Genomic DNA, 16,447 nt, shown 5'->3' on the forward strand with positions numbered 1-16,447 from the left:
ATGGCCTGGACACGTGATCAGATGGCCGAACGGGCCGCGAAGGAACTGCAGAACGGTTTTTATGTCAATCTCGGCATCGGCATTCCAACCCTTGTCGCCAATTACATCCCGACCGGCATGAGCGTTCAACTGCAGAGCGAGAACGGCATGCTCGGCATGGGGCCATTCCCCTACGAGGGCGAGGAAGATGCCGACCTCATCAATGCCGGCAAGCAGACCATCACCGAACTGCCGACAACCAGCTATTTCTCCGGTGCCGACAGTTTCGGCATGATCCGCGGCGGACACATCGACCTGTCGATCCTTGGTGCCATGCAGGTGGCGCGCAATGGCGATCTGGCCAACTGGATGGTTCCGGGCAAGATGGTCAAGGGCATGGGCGGCGCCATGGACCTGGTGGCCGGTGTCAAGAAGGTCGTGGTCGTCATGGAACATGAGGCCAAGGGCGAAGCCAAGCTTCTGGAAGCGTGCACGCTTCCGCTCACGGGACAGCGCGTCACCGATCTCGTCATCACCGATCTTGGCGTTTTCACCCTTGAACGGCGCGGCGAGCCGAAAATGACTCTCATCGAGATTGCGCCTGGCGTTACCGTGGACGAAATCAAGGCAAAGACACAGGCGGTATTCGACGTCGCCCTGTAAAGGCGGCCGATCTTCGGTGCGATATGCGAGCCGGCAGGGCATCAGCCTTTGCCGGCTCTTTTCTTTTCCGGCGGGCGTTAACGCCATTTTATCTCGATTCCATCGGCATTTGGTCTGCAATGCTGCCGCAATCTCGTCCTGCGATGATCGAAACCAGGATAGAATGACGGCCGTTGCCCCGGCGCGCGGTCGATAGTAAAAAGGTTCATCGCATTGAAGTCGGTTTTTTATGCGCTTATGTCACCCCGAGCGCTTAGGCGCATTGTGCAACCCATCAAGCGAATGGCGTAACGGCGTGGACTCCTCAAGCAATCAACCTGATCTGAGCAAGACTCTGGCGTCCATTGTCGACAACAAAAGCCGGCGCAATATCGTTCGCAGGCATCCCTTTCTGTTTGGCGGCGGATTTCTCATCATCCTGGCTTTGCTGGGCCTGAGCTGGTTTTCACGCGGAACGCACTATGAATATACCCAGAAGCCGCTGACGAAGGGCACCCTGTCCATCACCGTGTCGGCGACCGGTACCGTTCAGCCCACCGAACAGGTGGATGTATCAAGTGAGCTTTCCGGCACCGTGCGCACCGTTCTGGTCGACTACAACAGTTTCGTCGCCAAGGGCGACGTGCTGGCAACGCTGGATATTGACACGATCAAGACCAACATCGAGAGCTCAAAGTCAAAACTTCTGGCGTCGCGTGCGCGGGTCGTGCAGTCGCAGGCAACGCTTGAAGCCAAGAAGAACGCGTTCGAGCGCATGACGTCGCTGCAGGACAGCAAGGTTTCATCGGTGCGCGAGCTGGATGTGGCCAAGTCGGAATATGACTCTGCAGTTGCGGCGCTCGACGTCGCCAATGCCGAGGTGGCGGTTTCGGAAGCGGACCTGCAGGTCAACGAAACCTCCCTGCGCAAATCCAAGATCGTTTCGCCGATTGACGGTGTCGTGCTCAGCCGCTCGGTCGATCCGGGGGCAACGGTGGCGGCCGCCTTCCAGGCGCCGGTTCTGTTCAAGCTTGCCGGCAACCTGAAGAAGATGCAGCTTCAGGTCAATGTCGACGAAGCCGATGTTGGTCTGGTCAAGCCGCAGCAGGACGCGACCTTCAACGTCGATGCCTATCCGGACCGGACATTTCCGGCGAAGATCGTCAATATCCGCTTCCAGCCGGAAACCGTGTCGAACGTCGTAACCTACAAGGCGATGCTGGCCGTGGAGAATGACGATCTGGCTTTGCGTCCGGGTATGACGGCGACGGCCTATGTCAAGGTCAGGGAGGTCAAGGATGCCCTGCTGGTGCCGAATGCCGCCCTGCGCTTCACGCCGCCCAACGAGCCGGCGAAAACCGAGGCGGCCGTCAGTCCAGAGCAGACGGCAAGCACGCCCGATACGGCGAAGAAGGAAGCCGGCGTGCAGCGGTCGGTCTGGGTGCTGCGTGCCGGCAAGCCGGAAAAAATCGAGGTACGGGCGGGGTCGACGGATGGGCGCAACACGATTGTTCTGTCCGGCGGCGTCAAGGAAGGCGATCAGGTCATCGTGGCAGCGAGCACGCCGCCCAAATGACCATCCAGTCCGTGCAAAAGACCGTGCCGCTGATCGAATTCCGCCGGATTACCAAGAGTTACGGTGCGGGCGAGGCGGCAGTCCACGCGCTGGCCGGGGTGGACTTCGCCATCGAACGGGGGGATTTCGTGGCCATCATGGGGCCTTCCGGTTCCGGCAAGTCGACGGCGATGAACCTCATCGGCTGTCTCGACCGGCCGAGCACGGGGCAGTATCTGTTCGGCGGCACCGGCATCGACCAGCTCGACCGGCATCAGCAGACGACGCTGCGGCGCGAATTGCTGGGCTTTGTCTTCCAGGGGTTCAATCTGCTGCGGCGCACATCCGCCGTGGAGAATGTCGAGCTGCCCCTCATCTATCGCGGCATGGGCGGTGCGGAACGGCGAAAGCGGGCGCTGGAGGCGTTGCGGCAGGTGGGGCTGGCCAGCCGCGCCAATCACGTCCCTTCGGAATTGTCGGGCGGCCAGCAGCAGCGCGTGGCGATTGCCCGCGCCATCGTCACCAACCCGCAGGTGCTGCTTGCCGACGAGCCGACCGGCAATCTCGATACCAAGACCAGCGTCGAGATCATGGAGCTGATCTCCGGCTTTAACCGCGACAACGGCATTACCGTGATCATGGTCACGCACGAGCCGGATATTGCCGCCTATGCCAAGCGCATCATCCGCTTTGTCGATGGCCACATCCAGAGCGACGAACGCAGACAGGATATATAACCATGCTGCTTGAAGCGTTCCGGCTGGCACTGCACTCCATGTCGCGCAACATGATGCGCTCCTTCCTGACGATGCTGGGCATTGTCATCGGCGTCGGCGCGGTGATCGCCATGGTCACCGTCGGCAACGGTACCCGCCAGAGGGTCACCGGCGAAATCTCCAAGCTCGGGACCAATCTCCTTTTTGTGTCGCCGGGCAATCCCGAACGCCGGTCAACCCTTCCGCCGCGCCCCTTTGATATCCGTGATATCGATGCGGTCCGCGACCAGGTGCCGGGCGTGGCTGCAGTTGCGCCGCTCGGCCAGGTGTCGGGCACCGCCATCCGCGAGGGCAGCAGCAGGACCGTATCGATCGTCGGTTCCACCAATGACTACTTCACCACCATGAACTGGCAGCTTGCCACGGGCCGTAACTTCCTGGAATCGGAGGAGCGCAGCGGCCGCTCCGTCTGCATTATCGGCCCGACGGTGCAAAAGGTGCTTTTCGGCAACAGCGTGCCCGATGGCGAGCGGATCCGCATCAACCGCATTTCCTGCGAAGTCATCGGTACGCTGCTTTCCAAGGGCAAGGCGATCGATGGGCAGGATCAGGACAATATAGTCCTCATCCCGTTCCGCATGTTCCAGCGGCGTATTGCCGGCTCGACCGACGTCTCCCTGATAACGATATCGGCGAGAGATGGAGCGACGGCGCCGGTCAAGGCGGCACTTGAGGACCTGTTCAAGGAGCGCCGCAAAATCCGCCAGTCTGGCGACAGGGATTTCGAGGTGACCGATCTCAGCCAGATCCTCGGCATCGTTTCCATGACCACGGTGATCCTGACCGGGCTTTTATCGTCCATCGCTGCGGTCAGCCTGCTCGTCGGCGGCATCGGCATCATGAACATCATGCTGGTCTCCGTCACCGAGCGCACGCGGGAGATCGGCGTGCGCCTGGCCATCGGCGCGACGGAACGGCAGGTGCTGACGCAGTTTCTGGTCGAGGCCATCGTGCTTTGCCTGTTCGGCGGCCTGATCGGCATGATTATCGGGCTGGCGCTTGCCTTCACGGCGGTGACTTTGATGGGCGTGCCGTTCGTGTTCGATCCGTCGATCGTTCTTATCGCCTTCGGTTTTTCCGCCCTGATCGGTGTGCTCTTCGGTTATTTCCCGGCACGCCGTGCGGCGCGAATGAACCCCATCGATGCATTGCGCTACGAGTAATCAAATAAAATGATGTGGACTTGAAAATACAAAATGCGGATTTTTGGTATTTACTGTTCAAAACATATGGTTAAGTCGAAGTAATTCAAAATTAGCAGCAAAAATGAATTATAACAATTTGTTAGAGATGAGGATTGCTATTGAGTAATAATGGAGATGCAAATTTATTAACATGGAGGAATGTTAATGTTTGGAGATCTCATTAAAGGCGTTCTTGAGGCTGTTGCCCATCTTATCGCTGGTATACTCGGCAGCCTGCCAATCTAATATCTTCGCCCGGATGTTAAGATTTAACATCCGGGCGATTCTATCGTTTTAAAGATCTTTGCCGGACGTATTTTTCAAACGCTCTTTTCGGAGTTTCCCCCGCAGTCATGGCTCCCGAGACAGGACAGCTGCGCTGTTCGTTTTTCTGTCATGGCGAAACCTGCTTCAAACATGAACGGAGAGAAAACAGTCTCAGGCGGGCAGGGACTGATGGGCGGGATCGCTGCCGGCGCTTTGACCATTCTCTCTCCGAACAGTGCCCATCACGGATAGGCACTTCTACACCGCAAGCGTGTGAACGGGACTGAAATCCACACCGTTGCGGAGTGTAGTCAGACATGATCCCGGCAGCACTGGCGCCGCTGGGATCATGCATCGTCATTAGAACCGGTAGTTGAGACCGGCTTTAAGCTCGTGACTGCCGATGTCGGTCTCGCTGCGGCCGAGGTCCGATGTTGCCTTCACATTGGGTGTGCGGATGTAGTTGTATTCAACCTTGGCGGAGATGCCGCCGGCAAAGGCCCGTTCGACGCCGGCACCGACGAGATAACCGGTCTTCCAGCCGCTGGTGTCGCGCACGCCGTCACCGGAATCGAATTTGGTCATGGCCACGCCGGCCGTTCCGAACACGAGCGTCCGGTCGAAGGTCAGGCCCGCTTTGGCCTTGGCTGCAGCACGCCATTTTTCCTCGACCTTGCCGCCAAGGACCTTGTGTTCGGCGCCGCCGAGATAGGAGCCTTCCAGTTCGGCGCCGAGGACAGCCGGTCCCATCTGGTAGTTGTAGCCGCCCTGGATGCCGCCGCTCCAGCCGTTTCTATCGGCAAAGGGGTTGGGAAACTTGGTGAAGGCGGTTCCGCCATGGGCGCCGATATAAGCACCGCTCCACTGGAATGCGGGCGGGTCAATATAGGCGGGTGCGGAATTGTAGAGATCGGCGGCTCGCGCCGACCCGGTTGATAAGGCTGCCAGCGCAAAGGCGCCGGCAAGCAAGACAGTCGTTCTCTGAGAGGACATTCGCATTACTCCAAACATACAAGCGCATGATCCACCGAACTGTCCGGCGACATGTTGATGCGCGGGTTCAACTCCTGAGAGCCTGATACACGTGGGCTGATCGTGCTCTGGTACAGGTGTCTTCCGGCGCACTGGTCGCCTGATCCATGAAATGGCCACCGAAACTGACGCAAAACCCCTGCAATCGACCACCCCATTTCCAGCAATGACTCTTGTGCCGGAAGACATGGTTTATTTTGCAATTGAAGATTGCATGCACATTGCACAGAATTGGGAAGTCGAGTATTTTATTATATATTTCAATAATTTATAATACTTTTTGTTTACGATTTCTTAAGTAAGTTGGTCTTTGGGCCGATTGGGCACACCAGCGGGCAGCTACCATGTTCCGGCAAGCGCCGTGCACGCCAGAAGCACACCAGTCAGAATATTCGACAGGAAGAGCCTGAAATTCAGCTCCGGGCGCCCAAGGTCGAGACGCCAGACCTGCCAGGCCAGATGCCCGGCGATGACCGTCATTCCCATGGCATAGCCCACCGACATGCCCGACAGCCAGCCGCCCAGTGACCAGCACAGGATGGCGAAGGCGTAGGACAGGCCGATACAGGCCTTTCCTCTCCGCCCGAACAGGATGGCTGTCGACTTCAAGCCGAGGCGCGTGTCGTCTTTTACGTCCACATAGGCATAGACGGTGTCGTAACCGATCTGCCAGGCGATGGCGCCCATCCACATGAGAACGGCGGCAGCCGGGATGTGTCCTGCCACCTCGGCCCATGCCATCAGCATGCCCCAGTTGAATGCCGCGCCCAGCACCGCCTGCGGCCAGTGGGTGAAGCGCTTGCACAGCGGATAGAGGAACACGAGCGGCACGACGGCGATGGCAATCAGACGTGTATAGGGCGTCAGAAACACCAGCAGCGATGCAGCCAGCGCCAATTCGGCAAGCAGGAATGCCACGGCCTGTCCCGTGCCGATCTGGCCGCTGGCGAGGGGGCGAAAGCGTGTCCGTTCGACATGCGCGTCGAACCTGCAGTCAGCAATGTCGTTGACCGTGGAACCGGCGCTGCGCATCAGCAGGGCGCCGAGGCAAAAGACGGTGAGCTGCCAGAGCGCGGGAAATCCGTGCGCCGCCTGGATGAGTGCGGCAAGACAAGGAAACAGCGTAAGCCACACGCCGACCGGCCGGTCGAGGCGTGCAAGCCGCGTATAGGGCCGCCAGGCGGACGGCAGCCGGCGATCAACCCAGTCGCCGGGATGGATATCGCTCAGGTCAGGGCGGCTCATTGCAGGCATGCTGGACTTCCCGTTTGCAATCCCGATTGGCGATCTTATTCCGGGTTGGAACTGCCTTTCCAGCCCAATGTGAGGGCCGCAACGTCGCAGCACCGGCCTAGCCTTTCGGTGCCAAGCGGCAGGGTGATACGGAAGCAGGCGCCTGCAGTCTCTTCTTCGACCACGGCCACATGCCCCTGGTGGCGCGTGACGATTTCCCGGACAAGGTGCAAGCCCAGTCCGGCGCCGCGCTCGCGCGGATGCAGCCGGTAAAACGGTTCGAATATCAACGCGCGTTCCGCGCTGGGTATGCCGGGACCCTCGTCGGCAACCTCCAGGGTGCCATCCTGCTCAACGCGAATGATGATCGCCCCGCGGTGTTCTCCGTGTTCAATGGCATTTTGCACGAGATTGGTCACGGCGCGGCCCAGTGCTCCGGAATCCCCCCGCACAATCACCCGCCTTTCCGTCGTCTCGAGGGAAAGTTCATAACCGGCAGTGATGGCAATCGGCGCGAGATCCGCAGCGACACGCTGGCAAAGCTCCACCAGATTGACGTCGTGAAACGTTTCACCGGGCTGATTGATCCTTTGCAGATCCAGCATCTGTTCCGCCAGCCCGGCGACGCGGTTTGCATCCAGCAAAAGGCGGGTGCGCAGCGCGCCGGGGGGCATGGTTTCTAGGCGCGTTTGCAGGATGGCTATGGGCGTGCGCAGTTCGTGTGCCGCGTCGATAAGAAAGCGCTGGTGGCGCTGGTAACCGTCGTCGAGCCGCCCGAGCGCGCCATTGATGGCTTTGACCATCGGCTGCACCTCGACGGGTATCTTGTCTTCAGGCAGGCGCGTTCCCCGGCGGTCGATATCGATCTGTTCGGCCCGCGCTGCCACCGTTGCAATGCCGGAGAGCGCGCGGCTGACAATGATGGGAATGGCAATCAGGGCAACCAGGGTCAGCAGCAGCAGGATCGGCACCATGAACAGGTGCGACAGCAGGACGATGACAAACAGCGTGCTCACCATGGAGCCATTGCCGGCAAGGATGGTGAAGTCGCCAATATCGGTGCTGACCGTGCGCACCACCACCGCCAGATTGTACGGCTCGACCGTATCGCGCATTTCGCCATAGCTGAGCCGATCGAGGACCGCGGCAAAGGGGCGGTAGGTTTCGGGCACGGCACCGCCGGTAATGACCTCGCCAGCCTTGTTGCGGGCGATGAACCAGATATTGGGCGAGGTTTGCTTGAGGGCAAGCACATCAGCCGTGTCTGTGACAACAAGCTTTCCGTCCGGCTGCCGTTCTATGGCCGCGCCGATCACGTCGACACCGTCCGTATCCATGAACTTGCCGCCGAGATCAGCGCGCACCAGCAGCATGATCAGGGCGACGACAACCGCGATCAGGATGGCCGATTGCAGAAACAGGAGCTGCCATATGAGCCGCCGCTTGAGCGAACGCTTGCGGAAAAACCTCATCGTATTGTTCGAAAATCTGTGGGGAAAATGCGCATTCCCTGTTCCCGTCGCTGGACTCGTTGGGGCGCATCATAGGGCGCACCATTGCCGCAATATGACGCAAGTTGCGCCTTGTCCCCGCTGGCGCTGTCATTCCCGGAAGGGCTTAACGGGTCTTTTTCACCACGCAGACCGGACCCCGGTCCGGATGGCGCGAATCCGTGTCGACACAGGTCGCATCGTAGCGGAATGTATCGTAATAAACACCGCCGGCGCATCCTGTCAGCAGGGGAAGGCCTGCGGCCAGCGTCAAAAATACCGGTTTGAAATATTTCAGGGCGTGATGGTTCATTTCCGTCGCATCTTTCCTATATATAGCCTGTCACATGTGACACAGTGGCGTAACAATCCACTGATATTCTTTAGGAATTGGTCGAGTTAACATTCCACGAATTACAGTATTCTACGGACATCTGGTGCCTAAATAAGGCATGGTCGGGCGGACCTTTGCGATCACGTTTTCTGTGATCGCCGATAAAAGGCTTGATCGAAGATGATGGACGTATAAGTTCTGCCTTCCGATTTGTTAACCAACCATTCACGTTAGGAGCAAAGCGATGAGCACAACCGTCGGCGACTATTCATTGCCAGAAGCCATTTCCACGGCGATAGCCAATGGTACAAACATTGTTAGGGCGTTCCGCGAACAATTCGGATATTCCGTAGAGGATTTGGCCGTTGCGTGCGGTCTTACAACCCTCGAAATTGATACAATTGAGAGCGGGCAGAATTCGGACCCGACGAAATTGGAACGCATTGCCCATGCCCTCGGGCTGCCGGCAAATGCCATGACGCCTGACGTTTCAAAACGTCTAAGCGCATGAAATAACTGATTTTTTAAATCAAAAATCCAAAAGACTGCCAGAGCTAAATCCCAACTCTGGCAGTCTTTTGATTCCGGTGGCTCCCTGGCTACAGGCAGAGCAGTGCGCGCGTCAGCGGGTGCTCGCCATCGGCAAGGCCGTCAATGACATCGAAATGATGTTTGCCGGGCTCTTCCACCATATCGGCGCAGCACTCGAAGCCTGACCAGATATTGGCCAGCAGCGCACTCTGGCGCCGGAATTCCGGCCGTTCCGCACCGCCAACCCAGGCCGTCACATCAATGCCTTCCTGCGGTTCGAGCAGGGCAGGGCTCTCCAGCCGTGCCTCGACGGCATCGAGATGAAACGTTTCATTCATCCGCGTCCTCATCAGGGGGCGCAGGTCGCCGAGCGCCGATATGGGCACGGTTTTGCGGATGCGATGGCGAATCGGCTGCCCGAGCGGAGAGGTGGACGACACCATCCGCGCGACGAGCTGCCCGCCGGCCGAATGACCGGTCAGATGGATCGGGCCGGGGACTTCTCCCGCGGCATGGGTGATGGCGGTGCCAATCTGCACGGTGATGTCGCTGATGCGGGCCTGCGGACACAGCTCATAGGAGGGGATGGCAACGGCAAAGCCGTGCGTGAGCGGGCCTCTTGCCAGATGCGACCATGCCGACTTGTCGAAACTCATCCAGTATCCGCCATGCACGAACACGGCAAGGCCCTTCATCTCGCCGCGCGGCATGAAGAGATCCAGGACATTGCGCGTGTGCGGACCGTAGCTGATATCGGCCTTGAGCCGGCCGGCATCCGTCATTTCGGCGCGAAAATCCGCGGCGAGCGTTTTCCATTTCGGCGGAAAATCATTGCTGCCGGGGATATAGGCGCCGTTGGAATAGGCTGCGTCCCAGTCGATTTTCTTCATTGCAACCATGACGGTTCCCCCATCGATGCCGTTGCCCAAGCCTATCAGAGGCCGCGCCCGGCGCAAAATGCCGGGCCCGGTCAGGCGGATGCCTATTCCCGCACCTTTTCGCGAATCTGCGTGCCCGAGCCGGACTTGCGCAGGTTCGGCAAGGCCAGCATCAGCAGAACGAATGCGCCGGTGGCGAATTTCAGATCGGCGGGGGCAAGGCCAAGCGTCAGGCAGAAGGAAATCAGCTGGTAATAGACGATCGAACCGACCACGGGCGCCATGACCTGACGCAGGATCGTTTGCCGTCCGGTGACCGCTTCGCCGATGATCAGCGCGGCAAGGCCGTTGATCAGGATGCCGAAGCCCATATTGACGTCGACGAAGCCCTGGGTCTGTACCATGATGCTGCCGCCGGTTGCCGAAAGCGCACTGGCAACGCCGACACCCATGATGGTGGCGATGCCGACATTGATGCCCTGTGCTTCCGCCATGTCGGGGCTTGCGCCGACGGCACGCATCGACGTGCCCTTTTCAGACATGAAGAAATACAGCATCAGGCCGACAACCAGGGCAATCAGCGCGCCGACGATCAGGATTTTCACCCAGGGAACGTTGGCCGAAGGGCCGGCAAGAATGGTGAAGACGGTGTCATAGGTGAAGAGCGGAATGTTTGTGCGGCCCATGATGCGCAGATTGATGCTGTAGAGCATCGTCATGACCAGAATGCCGGCGAGCAGCGTGTTGATCTTGAAGCGCAGATGGATGAACGCCGTGGTGCAACCGGCAAGGAAGCCGCAGACCAGCGCTACACCGCAGGCCAGGAACGGATTGACGCCCATGCTGATCAGCGTGCCGCAGACGCAGCCGCCGAGCGGAAATGCGCCTTCCGACGTTAGGTCCGGGAAATTCAGAATGCGAAACGGCAGCATCACGCCGAGCACCACGAAGGCGACGATCAGGCTCTGCGCTATCGTGACGGGGATGAGACCGTAGAAACTGGTAAGAATGTCCAGCATGCTGCTCAACTCCCCTGCAATGCGATGGCGTCGGATTTGGTGTGAAACCGGTCGATGAGGTCGGGTACTGTGATACCGCGTTTCTCCTCCTGTCCGATCTCCAGCAGAACCTTGCCCGCATCCATCATGACGATCTTGTTTCCGTACTTGATCGCATGTTCCATATTGTGCGTGACCATCAGCGTGGTCAGCTTCAGTTCCTCGACGGCGCGCACGGTGGTGTCCATCACCAGCTTGGCGGTGCGCGGATCGAGCGCGGCCGTATGCTCGTCGAGCAGCAGCAGTTTGGGCCGGGTCGACACCGCCATCACCAGGGACAGGGACTGGCGCTGGCCGCCGGACAAAAGCCCGACCGGCATGTCCAGCCGGTTCTCCAGGCCGAGATTGAGTTCGGAAAGCTGCTCGCGGTACCGGGCCTTGCGCGGCGCGGTCAGCCCGTAGGAGAAGCCGCGCGGCTTGCCGCGCAGTTCGGCCAGCAGCATGTTCTCACCGATGGTCATGGTCGGCGCCGTGCCGATCATCGGGTCCTGGAACACGCGGGCAATGAACTGGGCGCGGCGATGCGCGTTGAGCTTGGTGACATCCTGCCCGTCAATGCTGATGCGTCCGGCATCGAGCGGCAGCTTGCCGGAGACGGCATTGAGAAAACTGGACTTGCCCGCGCCATTGCTGCCGATGACGATGCAGAAGTCTGCCGGTTTGAGCGCGATGTTCAAGCCATCAAGCGCCCGGCGTTCATCCAGCGTGCCGCGATAAAAAATCTTTGTGCCGCCCGTTACGGCAAGCATGTCGGTGGTCATGTTTGAGCCCCTCAAACCAGGACGAAACGCCCCGTGTCAAAAGTTCCTGCGCCTGTGATGGCGCAGGAACTATATGTTTGCAGACGATAGGAGAAGGCTTATTTGACGAAACAGCCGCAATCCTTGAAGGAATCCGGGGCTTTGTGCCCAGCTTTTTCCAGAACCTTCTCATTGATCAGTGCCGTGTGATCCGCATAGGACGGCTTGATCGGTGCGAGGGTGGCGACGGATTTGCCGGCAATGATCTCGGCGGCAAGCTTGGCGGCGTTCTGGCCAACCTTGGTGTAGGACACTTCGAAGGCAGCGGCGACAAGCCCGTCGCGCACGGCCTGGGCCGAGGCATTGACGATCGGGATATTGATGCTGAGCGCTGCGGCGGCAACAGCAGGAACGGCCGGCTGCACCAGGTTCGAGGCCGGTACGTAGATGACATCGGCCTTGCCAGCCAGCGAGCTTACGCGCATCGGAATGTCATTGGTGTTGTCGAGACCGACTTCGACAACGGTCAGGCCCTGGGCGGCCGCGGCTTCCTTGATCAGCTTCAGCACGGCAACGTCATTGTCTTCGCCCGGATTGTAGAGATAGGCGAGACGCTTGGCATCGGGCAGCAGCTGCTTGATGAACTTGACGACGGAATTGACATCCTGCAGGTCGGACGCGCCGGTCATGTTCTTGTCGCCAGCCTCCCAGGACGGGGTCAGCTTGGCAACGACCGGATCGGTGACGGCGGCGAAAACAACCGGCGTGCCGGTGTTGCCGACGATCTGGCGGGCGCCCTGTGCCACCGGCGTGGTGACGGCGAGGATCAGCTTCGGATTAGCCGAAGCCAGTTTTGTCACCATTTGCGGGATGAGCGTCGCATCGAAATTCACCTGCAGCTCATCGAAAACCGCATCGGCAATGCCAAGCTTGACCAGCTCGGCCTTGAAGGCGGTAACGGTTTCGTCCAGCTGCGGATGCTTGCCGAACTGCGCAATGCCGATCTTCGTCTCCGCATAGGCTGCGCTGAGCCCAAGCCCCATTCCCAGTGCTGCAGCAAGCGCTGTCCGCACGACGTGTTTCACACCGATCATCGATTGTTCTCCATTTTTTGTTGGCTTTTTATTGGCCTCGCCTCCTCAGGCTTGAAAATAATATAACAAACGTGAAATGATATACAAACAGAAAATGGCAAAGGCCGAGGGAACGCAATGGCCGAAAGCATCAAGTCGGAAAACCTCTATGCAGCGTTGCGCTCGCGCATCCTGAACGGCGACCTGCAACCAGGGCAATCCCTGCGGTTGCGCGCGCTGGCGGCCGAACTCGGCAGCAGTGCCACGCCGGTCCGCGAGGCGCTGAACCGGCTGCAGGCGGAGAGTTTCGTGACCACCGAGGCCAACAAGGGCTTTCGTGTCGCCATCGTCACCCTGGAGGAGCTGCAGGATCTCGAAGCGGCGCGCTCCGTCATCGAAACCCAGCTTCTCGTCAGTTCCATCGAGAATGGCGACCGGGACTGGGAAGCCAATCTCGTCGGGGCTCATTACCGGTTGTCGACCTGCGAAGTGCCCAATTCCTTTTCCCAGTTCGAGGCGATCGATATCTGGGACATCGCCCACACCGAATTTCACATGGCGCTCATCGCCGGGGCGTCGTCCAAGTGGCTGCTCAATTTTGCCCAGCAGCTGCATGCACAGCTGCACCGCTATCGCCGCCACATCATCCTGCGGATCGATCACCTGACCCGCGTTGCGCAGGAAAACAGCGACAAGTCGCTTGGCAACCTGTCGCGTGAAGCGCTGGGGATCGATGCCCATACCGCGCTGATGGAAGCAGCGCTGGCCCGTGACAAGGCCAGGGCGGCGGCCTTGATGCTGGACCATGTGCGGCTTGCCAAGGACGCCTTTCTGAAACTCGCCAAAGCCAGTGGCATCGCCGGATTCGATACGGCTGCCTGACAGATCAAAGAGAAGAGTGACGATGACACGGATCAATGCAACACAGTCGGACGCGACGGATCCCCTGCGCCATTTCCGCGAGCGGTTCGATCTGCCGGATGGGGTGATTTACCTCGATGGCAATTCACTGGGCGCCCTGCCGAAGACGGTGAAAGCCCGCGTGGCCCATACAATCAGCGAGGAATGGGGCACTCAGCTCATCCGCAGCTGGAACACGGTGGGCTGGGTGCATCTGCCGCAAAAGGTCGGCGGGAGGATCGGCCGCCTGATCGGGGCGCAGGAGAATTCTGTCGTGGCTGCGGACAGCACCTCCATCAACCTGTTCAAGGTGCTGTCCGCCGCGCTCAGCCTCAATCCCGACCGCAGCAAGATTGTCTCGGAACGGGAGAATTTCCCGACCGATCTCTATATCGCCGAGGGCGTTGCCAGGCAGATCGGCCAGGGCCACCGGCTGGTTCTGGCTGACAAACCTGCCGATATCCCGGCGATGCTGGCGGACGACGTCGCGGTTCTCATGCTCACCCACGTGAACTATCGCACGGGCTATCGCCACGACATGGCCGCGATCACCAAAGCGGCGCATGACAAGGGCATTCTCGTCATCTGGGATCTCGCCCATTCCGCCGGTGCCATGGCGGTGGATCTCGCGGCTGCGGACGCGGATTTTGCCATTGGCTGCGGTTACAAATATCTCAATGGCGGTCCCGGTGCCCCGGCGTTTCTCTATGTCAATCCGCGCCATCACGGCGGCTTTCGCCAGCCGCTGTCCGGCTGGTTCGGGCATCGCGCGCCCTTCGCCTTCGAGGCGTCCTATGCGCCGTCGAACAGCATTGACCAGTATCTGTGCGGCACGCCCTCCGTGCTTGGCATGGTGGCGATGGATGAGGCGCTGGCGCTGTGGGACGAGGTGGACATGGATGCGCTGCGGGCCAAGTCCGTGGCGCTGTGCGATTTCTTCATTCAGGAAGTCGACAGTTTTGCCGGGGAATTCGGCCTGACGCTGGTCACGCCGCGCCATGCCGATCAGCGCGGCAGCCAGGTCTCCTATTCCTGCGACAATGGCTATGCCATCATGCAGGCACTGATTGCCCGCGGCGTCATCGGTGATTTCCGCGCACCCGATATCATCCGCTTCGGCTTTACGCCGCTGTATCTCAGCTTTGCCGAAGTGTCCGAAGCGGTTGCCATCCTGCGGGACATTCTGTCCACGCGGGCCTGGGATGCGCCGAAATACAAGGTGAGGGAGGCCGTCACATGAGCCGCACACCCTACAACCCGGAGACGGAAGGCGCGCAGATGTCCTTCGATGGGCGCATGTCCTATGGTGACTACCTGCGCCTCGACAAGATTTTGACGGCACAGGCTCCGCTCTCCCATGCCCATGACGAGATGCTGTTCATCGTGCAGCACCAGGCGTCGGAAATCTGGATGCGGCTGGTCATCCATGAGCTGATGTCGGTCTGCGAACACATTGCCAAGGACGATCTCGCGCCGTCATTCAAGATGCTCAGCCGCGTCTCGCGCATTCTCGACCAGCTGAACTCCGCCTGGGACGTGCTCCGGACCATGACGCCGAGCGAGTACACGACCTTCCGCGAGGCGCTTGGCATGTCCTCGGGCTTCCAGTCGTTCCAGTACCGGGCCATCGAGTTTCTGGCCGGCAACAAGAATGCCGCCATGATGCGCCCGCACGTGCACAGACCCGAGATTCATGCCTGGCTTGAGGGTATTCTGCGTGCGCCCAGCATTTACGACCAGTCGATCCGCCTGCTGGCGCGCAAGGGCTTTGCCATCGACGCGGCGGTGCTGGAGCGGGATTGTGCGCTGCCCTACGAGGCGAACGACAGCGTACGCGATGCCTGGCTGGTGGTCTACCGCGCACCGGAGGCCCATTGGCCGCTCTATGAACTGGCGGAAAAGCTGGTGGATTTCGAGGACTATTTCCGCCGATGGCGGTTCAACCACGTCACCACGGTGGAGCGCATCATCGGCTTCAAGACCGGGACGGGCGGAACATCCGGCGTCAACTACCTGCGCAAGATGCTCGATGTCGTGCTGTTTCCGGAATTGTGGAGCATGCGGACCGAGCTGTAAGCGCGGCCCGCGGCGAATCAGGCGGCGAATTTGTCGATGGCGACGCAGTCCATCGCCGACTTGGCGTGAATGTGGTTGCTGTGGGCAAATCCATGCTTGGCAATGGCCGCCAGATCGTCGTCCGGCTTGATCGGCCGTGACCACCAGTTGTCGTTGAGCACCCAGCCCTGGGCGGTGGCGCTTTCAACCTCCTGGCTGTCGGGGCGCAGCACGCAGGACTCATGCATGATTCGGGCATTGGGGGAGCGCCTGTTCATCATCTTGCGGCCTTCGGCGAGGGCAGTGGCCTCGTCTTCGGCAATGACAAGCTGATGAAACAGATGACGTGTCTGTTTGTACTTGGTCAGATAGGCGAATTTGACTTGATACGCTGGCACTTCATTCTCCTGTACCAAAGACTCAGTCGTTAACCATTTATTAATATTGGCACTTGACACGGTTTTTTCAAGGAGAGCTGGGTTTTATACAGATTTATTTGCGCGCGGTTATCCCCATCCGCACTTTCATCAACGCATTGTTTTCAAATGATAAAGTGAATTTATTCCATGGCCGAAATAAAAAGCCGTCCTGACCTCGGGTCAGAACGGCGCAAGAATGGCGTCAATCGGCTTGACGCGGATCAGCCATAAACGAGCTTGTCCTGCCGCTGTCTGAGTTCGACGATTTTCGAGCCGGGGATGGGGGCGGCGTTGGCGCTGG

The 16,447-nt window shown here is 59.5% G+C and carries 17 protein-coding genes; 8 read left to right on the forward strand and 9 right to left on the reverse strand.

Going from position 1 to position 16,447, the window contains the following annotated elements; all coding sequences use genetic code 11:
* From ACTJJ7_RS18090 to ACTJJ7_RS18105, 4 genes are all read left to right on the forward strand, one after another.
* On the forward strand, window positions 1-642 hold the full coding sequence (locus tag ACTJJ7_RS18090) for a 3-oxoacid CoA-transferase subunit B (RefSeq protein ID WP_440968376.1): 642 nt from the start codon (window positions 1-3) through the stop codon (window positions 640-642).
* 295 nt (window positions 643-937) lie between these two features.
* Window positions 938-2,197, forward strand: coding sequence for an efflux RND transporter periplasmic adaptor subunit (locus tag ACTJJ7_RS18095; protein ID WP_440968377.1), 1,260 nt, complete (start codon window positions 938-940; stop codon window positions 2,195-2,197).
* A complete protein-coding gene (locus ACTJJ7_RS18100; RefSeq protein WP_105733368.1) occupies window positions 2,194-2,913 on the forward strand; it encodes an ABC transporter ATP-binding protein in 720 nt (239 codons plus the stop codon). The genes ACTJJ7_RS18095 and ACTJJ7_RS18100 overlap by 4 nt, the downstream gene beginning before the upstream one ends.
* Window positions 2,914-2,915: 2 nt before the next feature.
* A complete protein-coding gene (locus ACTJJ7_RS18105) occupies window positions 2,916-4,115 on the forward strand; it encodes an ABC transporter permease (protein WP_130271868.1) in 1,200 nt (399 codons plus the stop codon).
* Between the two features lie 648 nt (window positions 4,116-4,763).
* On the opposite strand, the gene ACTJJ7_RS18110 is transcribed toward ACTJJ7_RS18105, so the two are convergent.
* From ACTJJ7_RS18110 to ACTJJ7_RS18125, 4 genes are all read right to left on the reverse strand, one after another.
* On the reverse strand, window positions 4,764-5,396 hold the full coding sequence (locus ACTJJ7_RS18110) for an outer membrane protein (protein ID WP_105733370.1): 633 nt from the start codon (window positions 5,394-5,396) through the stop codon (window positions 4,764-4,766).
* A gap of 378 nt (window positions 5,397-5,774) precedes the next feature.
* Complete coding sequence (gene ubiA, locus ACTJJ7_RS18115) at window positions 5,775-6,689, reverse strand: 4-hydroxybenzoate octaprenyltransferase (RefSeq protein WP_440968378.1); 915 nt, start codon at window positions 6,687-6,689, stop codon at window positions 5,775-5,777.
* A gap of 35 nt (window positions 6,690-6,724) precedes the next feature.
* On the reverse strand, window positions 6,725-8,140 hold the full coding sequence (locus ACTJJ7_RS18120; protein ID WP_440968379.1) for a sensor histidine kinase: 1,416 nt from the start codon (window positions 8,138-8,140) through the stop codon (window positions 6,725-6,727).
* Window positions 8,141-8,285: 145 nt separating this feature from the next.
* Window positions 8,286-8,471 carry a hypothetical protein gene (locus ACTJJ7_RS18125; RefSeq protein ID WP_440968380.1) on the reverse strand — a complete coding sequence of 62 codons (186 nt, stop codon included), beginning with the start codon at window positions 8,469-8,471 and terminating at the stop codon, window positions 8,286-8,288.
* Window positions 8,472-8,736: 265 nt separating this feature from the next.
* On the opposite strand from ACTJJ7_RS18125, the gene ACTJJ7_RS18130 reads away from it, so the two are divergent.
* Complete coding sequence (locus ACTJJ7_RS18130) at window positions 8,737-9,003, forward strand: helix-turn-helix domain-containing protein (protein ID WP_105733374.1); 267 nt, start codon at window positions 8,737-8,739, stop codon at window positions 9,001-9,003.
* Between the two features lie 88 nt (window positions 9,004-9,091).
* On the opposite strand, the gene ACTJJ7_RS18135 is transcribed toward ACTJJ7_RS18130, so the two are convergent.
* From ACTJJ7_RS18135 to ACTJJ7_RS18150, 4 genes are all read right to left on the reverse strand, one after another.
* A complete protein-coding gene (locus ACTJJ7_RS18135; RefSeq protein WP_440968381.1) occupies window positions 9,092-9,922 on the reverse strand; it encodes an alpha/beta hydrolase in 831 nt (276 codons plus the stop codon).
* Window positions 9,923-10,005: 83 nt separating this feature from the next.
* Window positions 10,006-10,920 carry an ABC transporter permease gene (locus ACTJJ7_RS18140; protein WP_105733375.1) on the reverse strand — a complete coding sequence of 305 codons (915 nt, stop codon included), beginning with the start codon at window positions 10,918-10,920 and terminating at the stop codon, window positions 10,006-10,008.
* 5 nt (window positions 10,921-10,925) lie between these two features.
* Window positions 10,926-11,708, reverse strand: a complete 783-nt coding sequence (locus ACTJJ7_RS18145; RefSeq protein ID WP_130272123.1) for an ABC transporter ATP-binding protein — start codon at window positions 11,706-11,708, stop codon at window positions 10,926-10,928.
* A gap of 110 nt (window positions 11,709-11,818) precedes the next feature.
* Window positions 11,819-12,793: an ABC transporter substrate-binding protein gene (locus tag ACTJJ7_RS18150; RefSeq protein WP_105733376.1), complete on the reverse strand. Its 975-nt coding sequence runs from the start codon at window positions 12,791-12,793 to the stop codon at window positions 11,819-11,821.
* A 117-nt stretch (window positions 12,794-12,910) separates the two neighbouring features.
* Between ACTJJ7_RS18150 and ACTJJ7_RS18155 the strand changes: the two genes are divergently transcribed.
* From ACTJJ7_RS18155 to kynA, 3 genes are read left to right on the forward strand one after another with little or no spacing between them, the layout of a single operon-like run.
* Window positions 12,911-13,654: a GntR family transcriptional regulator gene (locus tag ACTJJ7_RS18155; protein WP_440968382.1), complete on the forward strand. Its 744-nt coding sequence runs from the start codon at window positions 12,911-12,913 to the stop codon at window positions 13,652-13,654.
* A 22-nt stretch (window positions 13,655-13,676) separates the two neighbouring features.
* The gene (gene kynU / locus ACTJJ7_RS18160; RefSeq protein WP_440968383.1) at window positions 13,677-14,912 is read left to right on the forward strand and encodes a kynureninase; all 1,236 of its coding nucleotides are present in this window, start codon (window positions 13,677-13,679) and stop codon (window positions 14,910-14,912) included.
* Window positions 14,909-15,748 (forward strand): tryptophan 2,3-dioxygenase, encoded by an 840-nt coding sequence (kynA, locus tag ACTJJ7_RS18165; RefSeq protein ID WP_105733379.1) that lies wholly within the window; start codon window positions 14,909-14,911, stop codon window positions 15,746-15,748. The genes kynU and kynA overlap by 4 nt, the downstream gene beginning before the upstream one ends.
* 17 nt (window positions 15,749-15,765) lie before the next feature.
* Here kynA and ACTJJ7_RS18170 read toward each other — a convergent pair whose 3' ends face one another.
* Window positions 15,766-16,125 carry a hypothetical protein gene (locus ACTJJ7_RS18170; protein WP_105733380.1) on the reverse strand — a complete coding sequence of 120 codons (360 nt, stop codon included), beginning with the start codon at window positions 16,123-16,125 and terminating at the stop codon, window positions 15,766-15,768.
* Between the last annotated feature and the right edge of the window lie 322 nt (window positions 16,126-16,447).

Origin of the sequence: Phyllobacterium sp. 22229 (genome assembly GCF_052056495.1) — a bacterium.
GTDB classification, from domain to species: Bacteria; Pseudomonadota; Alphaproteobacteria; order Rhizobiales; family Rhizobiaceae; genus Phyllobacterium; species Phyllobacterium myrsinacearum.

What these genes read in the sequence shown, in the direction of transcription:
- ACTJJ7_RS18100 (WP_105733368.1), top strand. Translation starts at nt 2,194, where the DNA reads ATGACCATCCAGTCCGTGCAAAAGACCGTGCCGCTGATCGAATTCCGC.
- ACTJJ7_RS18130 (WP_105733374.1), top strand. Translation starts at nt 8,737, where the DNA reads ATGAGCACAACCGTCGGCGACTATTCATTGCCAGAAGCCATTTCCACG.
- kynA (WP_105733379.1), top strand. Translation starts at nt 14,909, where the DNA reads ATGAGCCGCACACCCTACAACCCGGAGACGGAAGGCGCGCAGATGTCC.
- ACTJJ7_RS18145 (WP_130272123.1), bottom strand. Translation starts at nt 11,708, where the DNA reads ATGCTTGCCGTAACGGGCGGCACAAAGATTTTTTATCGCGGCACGCTG.
- ACTJJ7_RS18150 (WP_105733376.1), bottom strand. Translation starts at nt 12,793, where the DNA reads ATGATCGGTGTGAAACACGTCGTGCGGACAGCGCTTGCTGCAGCACTG.
- ACTJJ7_RS18125 (WP_440968380.1), bottom strand. Translation starts at nt 8,471, where the DNA reads ATGAACCATCACGCCCTGAAATATTTCAAACCGGTATTTTTGACGCTG.
- kynU (WP_440968383.1), top strand. Translation starts at nt 13,677, where the DNA reads ATGACACGGATCAATGCAACACAGTCGGACGCGACGGATCCCCTGCGC.
- ACTJJ7_RS18105 (WP_130271868.1), top strand. Translation starts at nt 2,916, where the DNA reads ATGCTGCTTGAAGCGTTCCGGCTGGCACTGCACTCCATGTCGCGCAAC.
- ACTJJ7_RS18110 (WP_105733370.1), bottom strand. Translation starts at nt 5,396, where the DNA reads ATGTCCTCTCAGAGAACGACTGTCTTGCTTGCCGGCGCCTTTGCGCTG.
- ACTJJ7_RS18140 (WP_105733375.1), bottom strand. Translation starts at nt 10,920, where the DNA reads ATGCTGGACATTCTTACCAGTTTCTACGGTCTCATCCCCGTCACGATA.
- ACTJJ7_RS18155 (WP_440968382.1), top strand. Translation starts at nt 12,911, where the DNA reads ATGGCCGAAAGCATCAAGTCGGAAAACCTCTATGCAGCGTTGCGCTCG.
- ubiA (WP_440968378.1), bottom strand. Translation starts at nt 6,689, where the DNA reads ATGCCTGCAATGAGCCGCCCTGACCTGAGCGATATCCATCCCGGCGAC.
- ACTJJ7_RS18120 (WP_440968379.1), bottom strand. Translation starts at nt 8,140, where the DNA reads ATGAGGTTTTTCCGCAAGCGTTCGCTCAAGCGGCGGCTCATATGGCAG.
- ACTJJ7_RS18090 (WP_440968376.1), top strand. Translation starts at nt 1, where the DNA reads ATGGCCTGGACACGTGATCAGATGGCCGAACGGGCCGCGAAGGAACTG.
- ACTJJ7_RS18135 (WP_440968381.1), bottom strand. Translation starts at nt 9,922, where the DNA reads ATGGTTGCAATGAAGAAAATCGACTGGGACGCAGCCTATTCCAACGGC.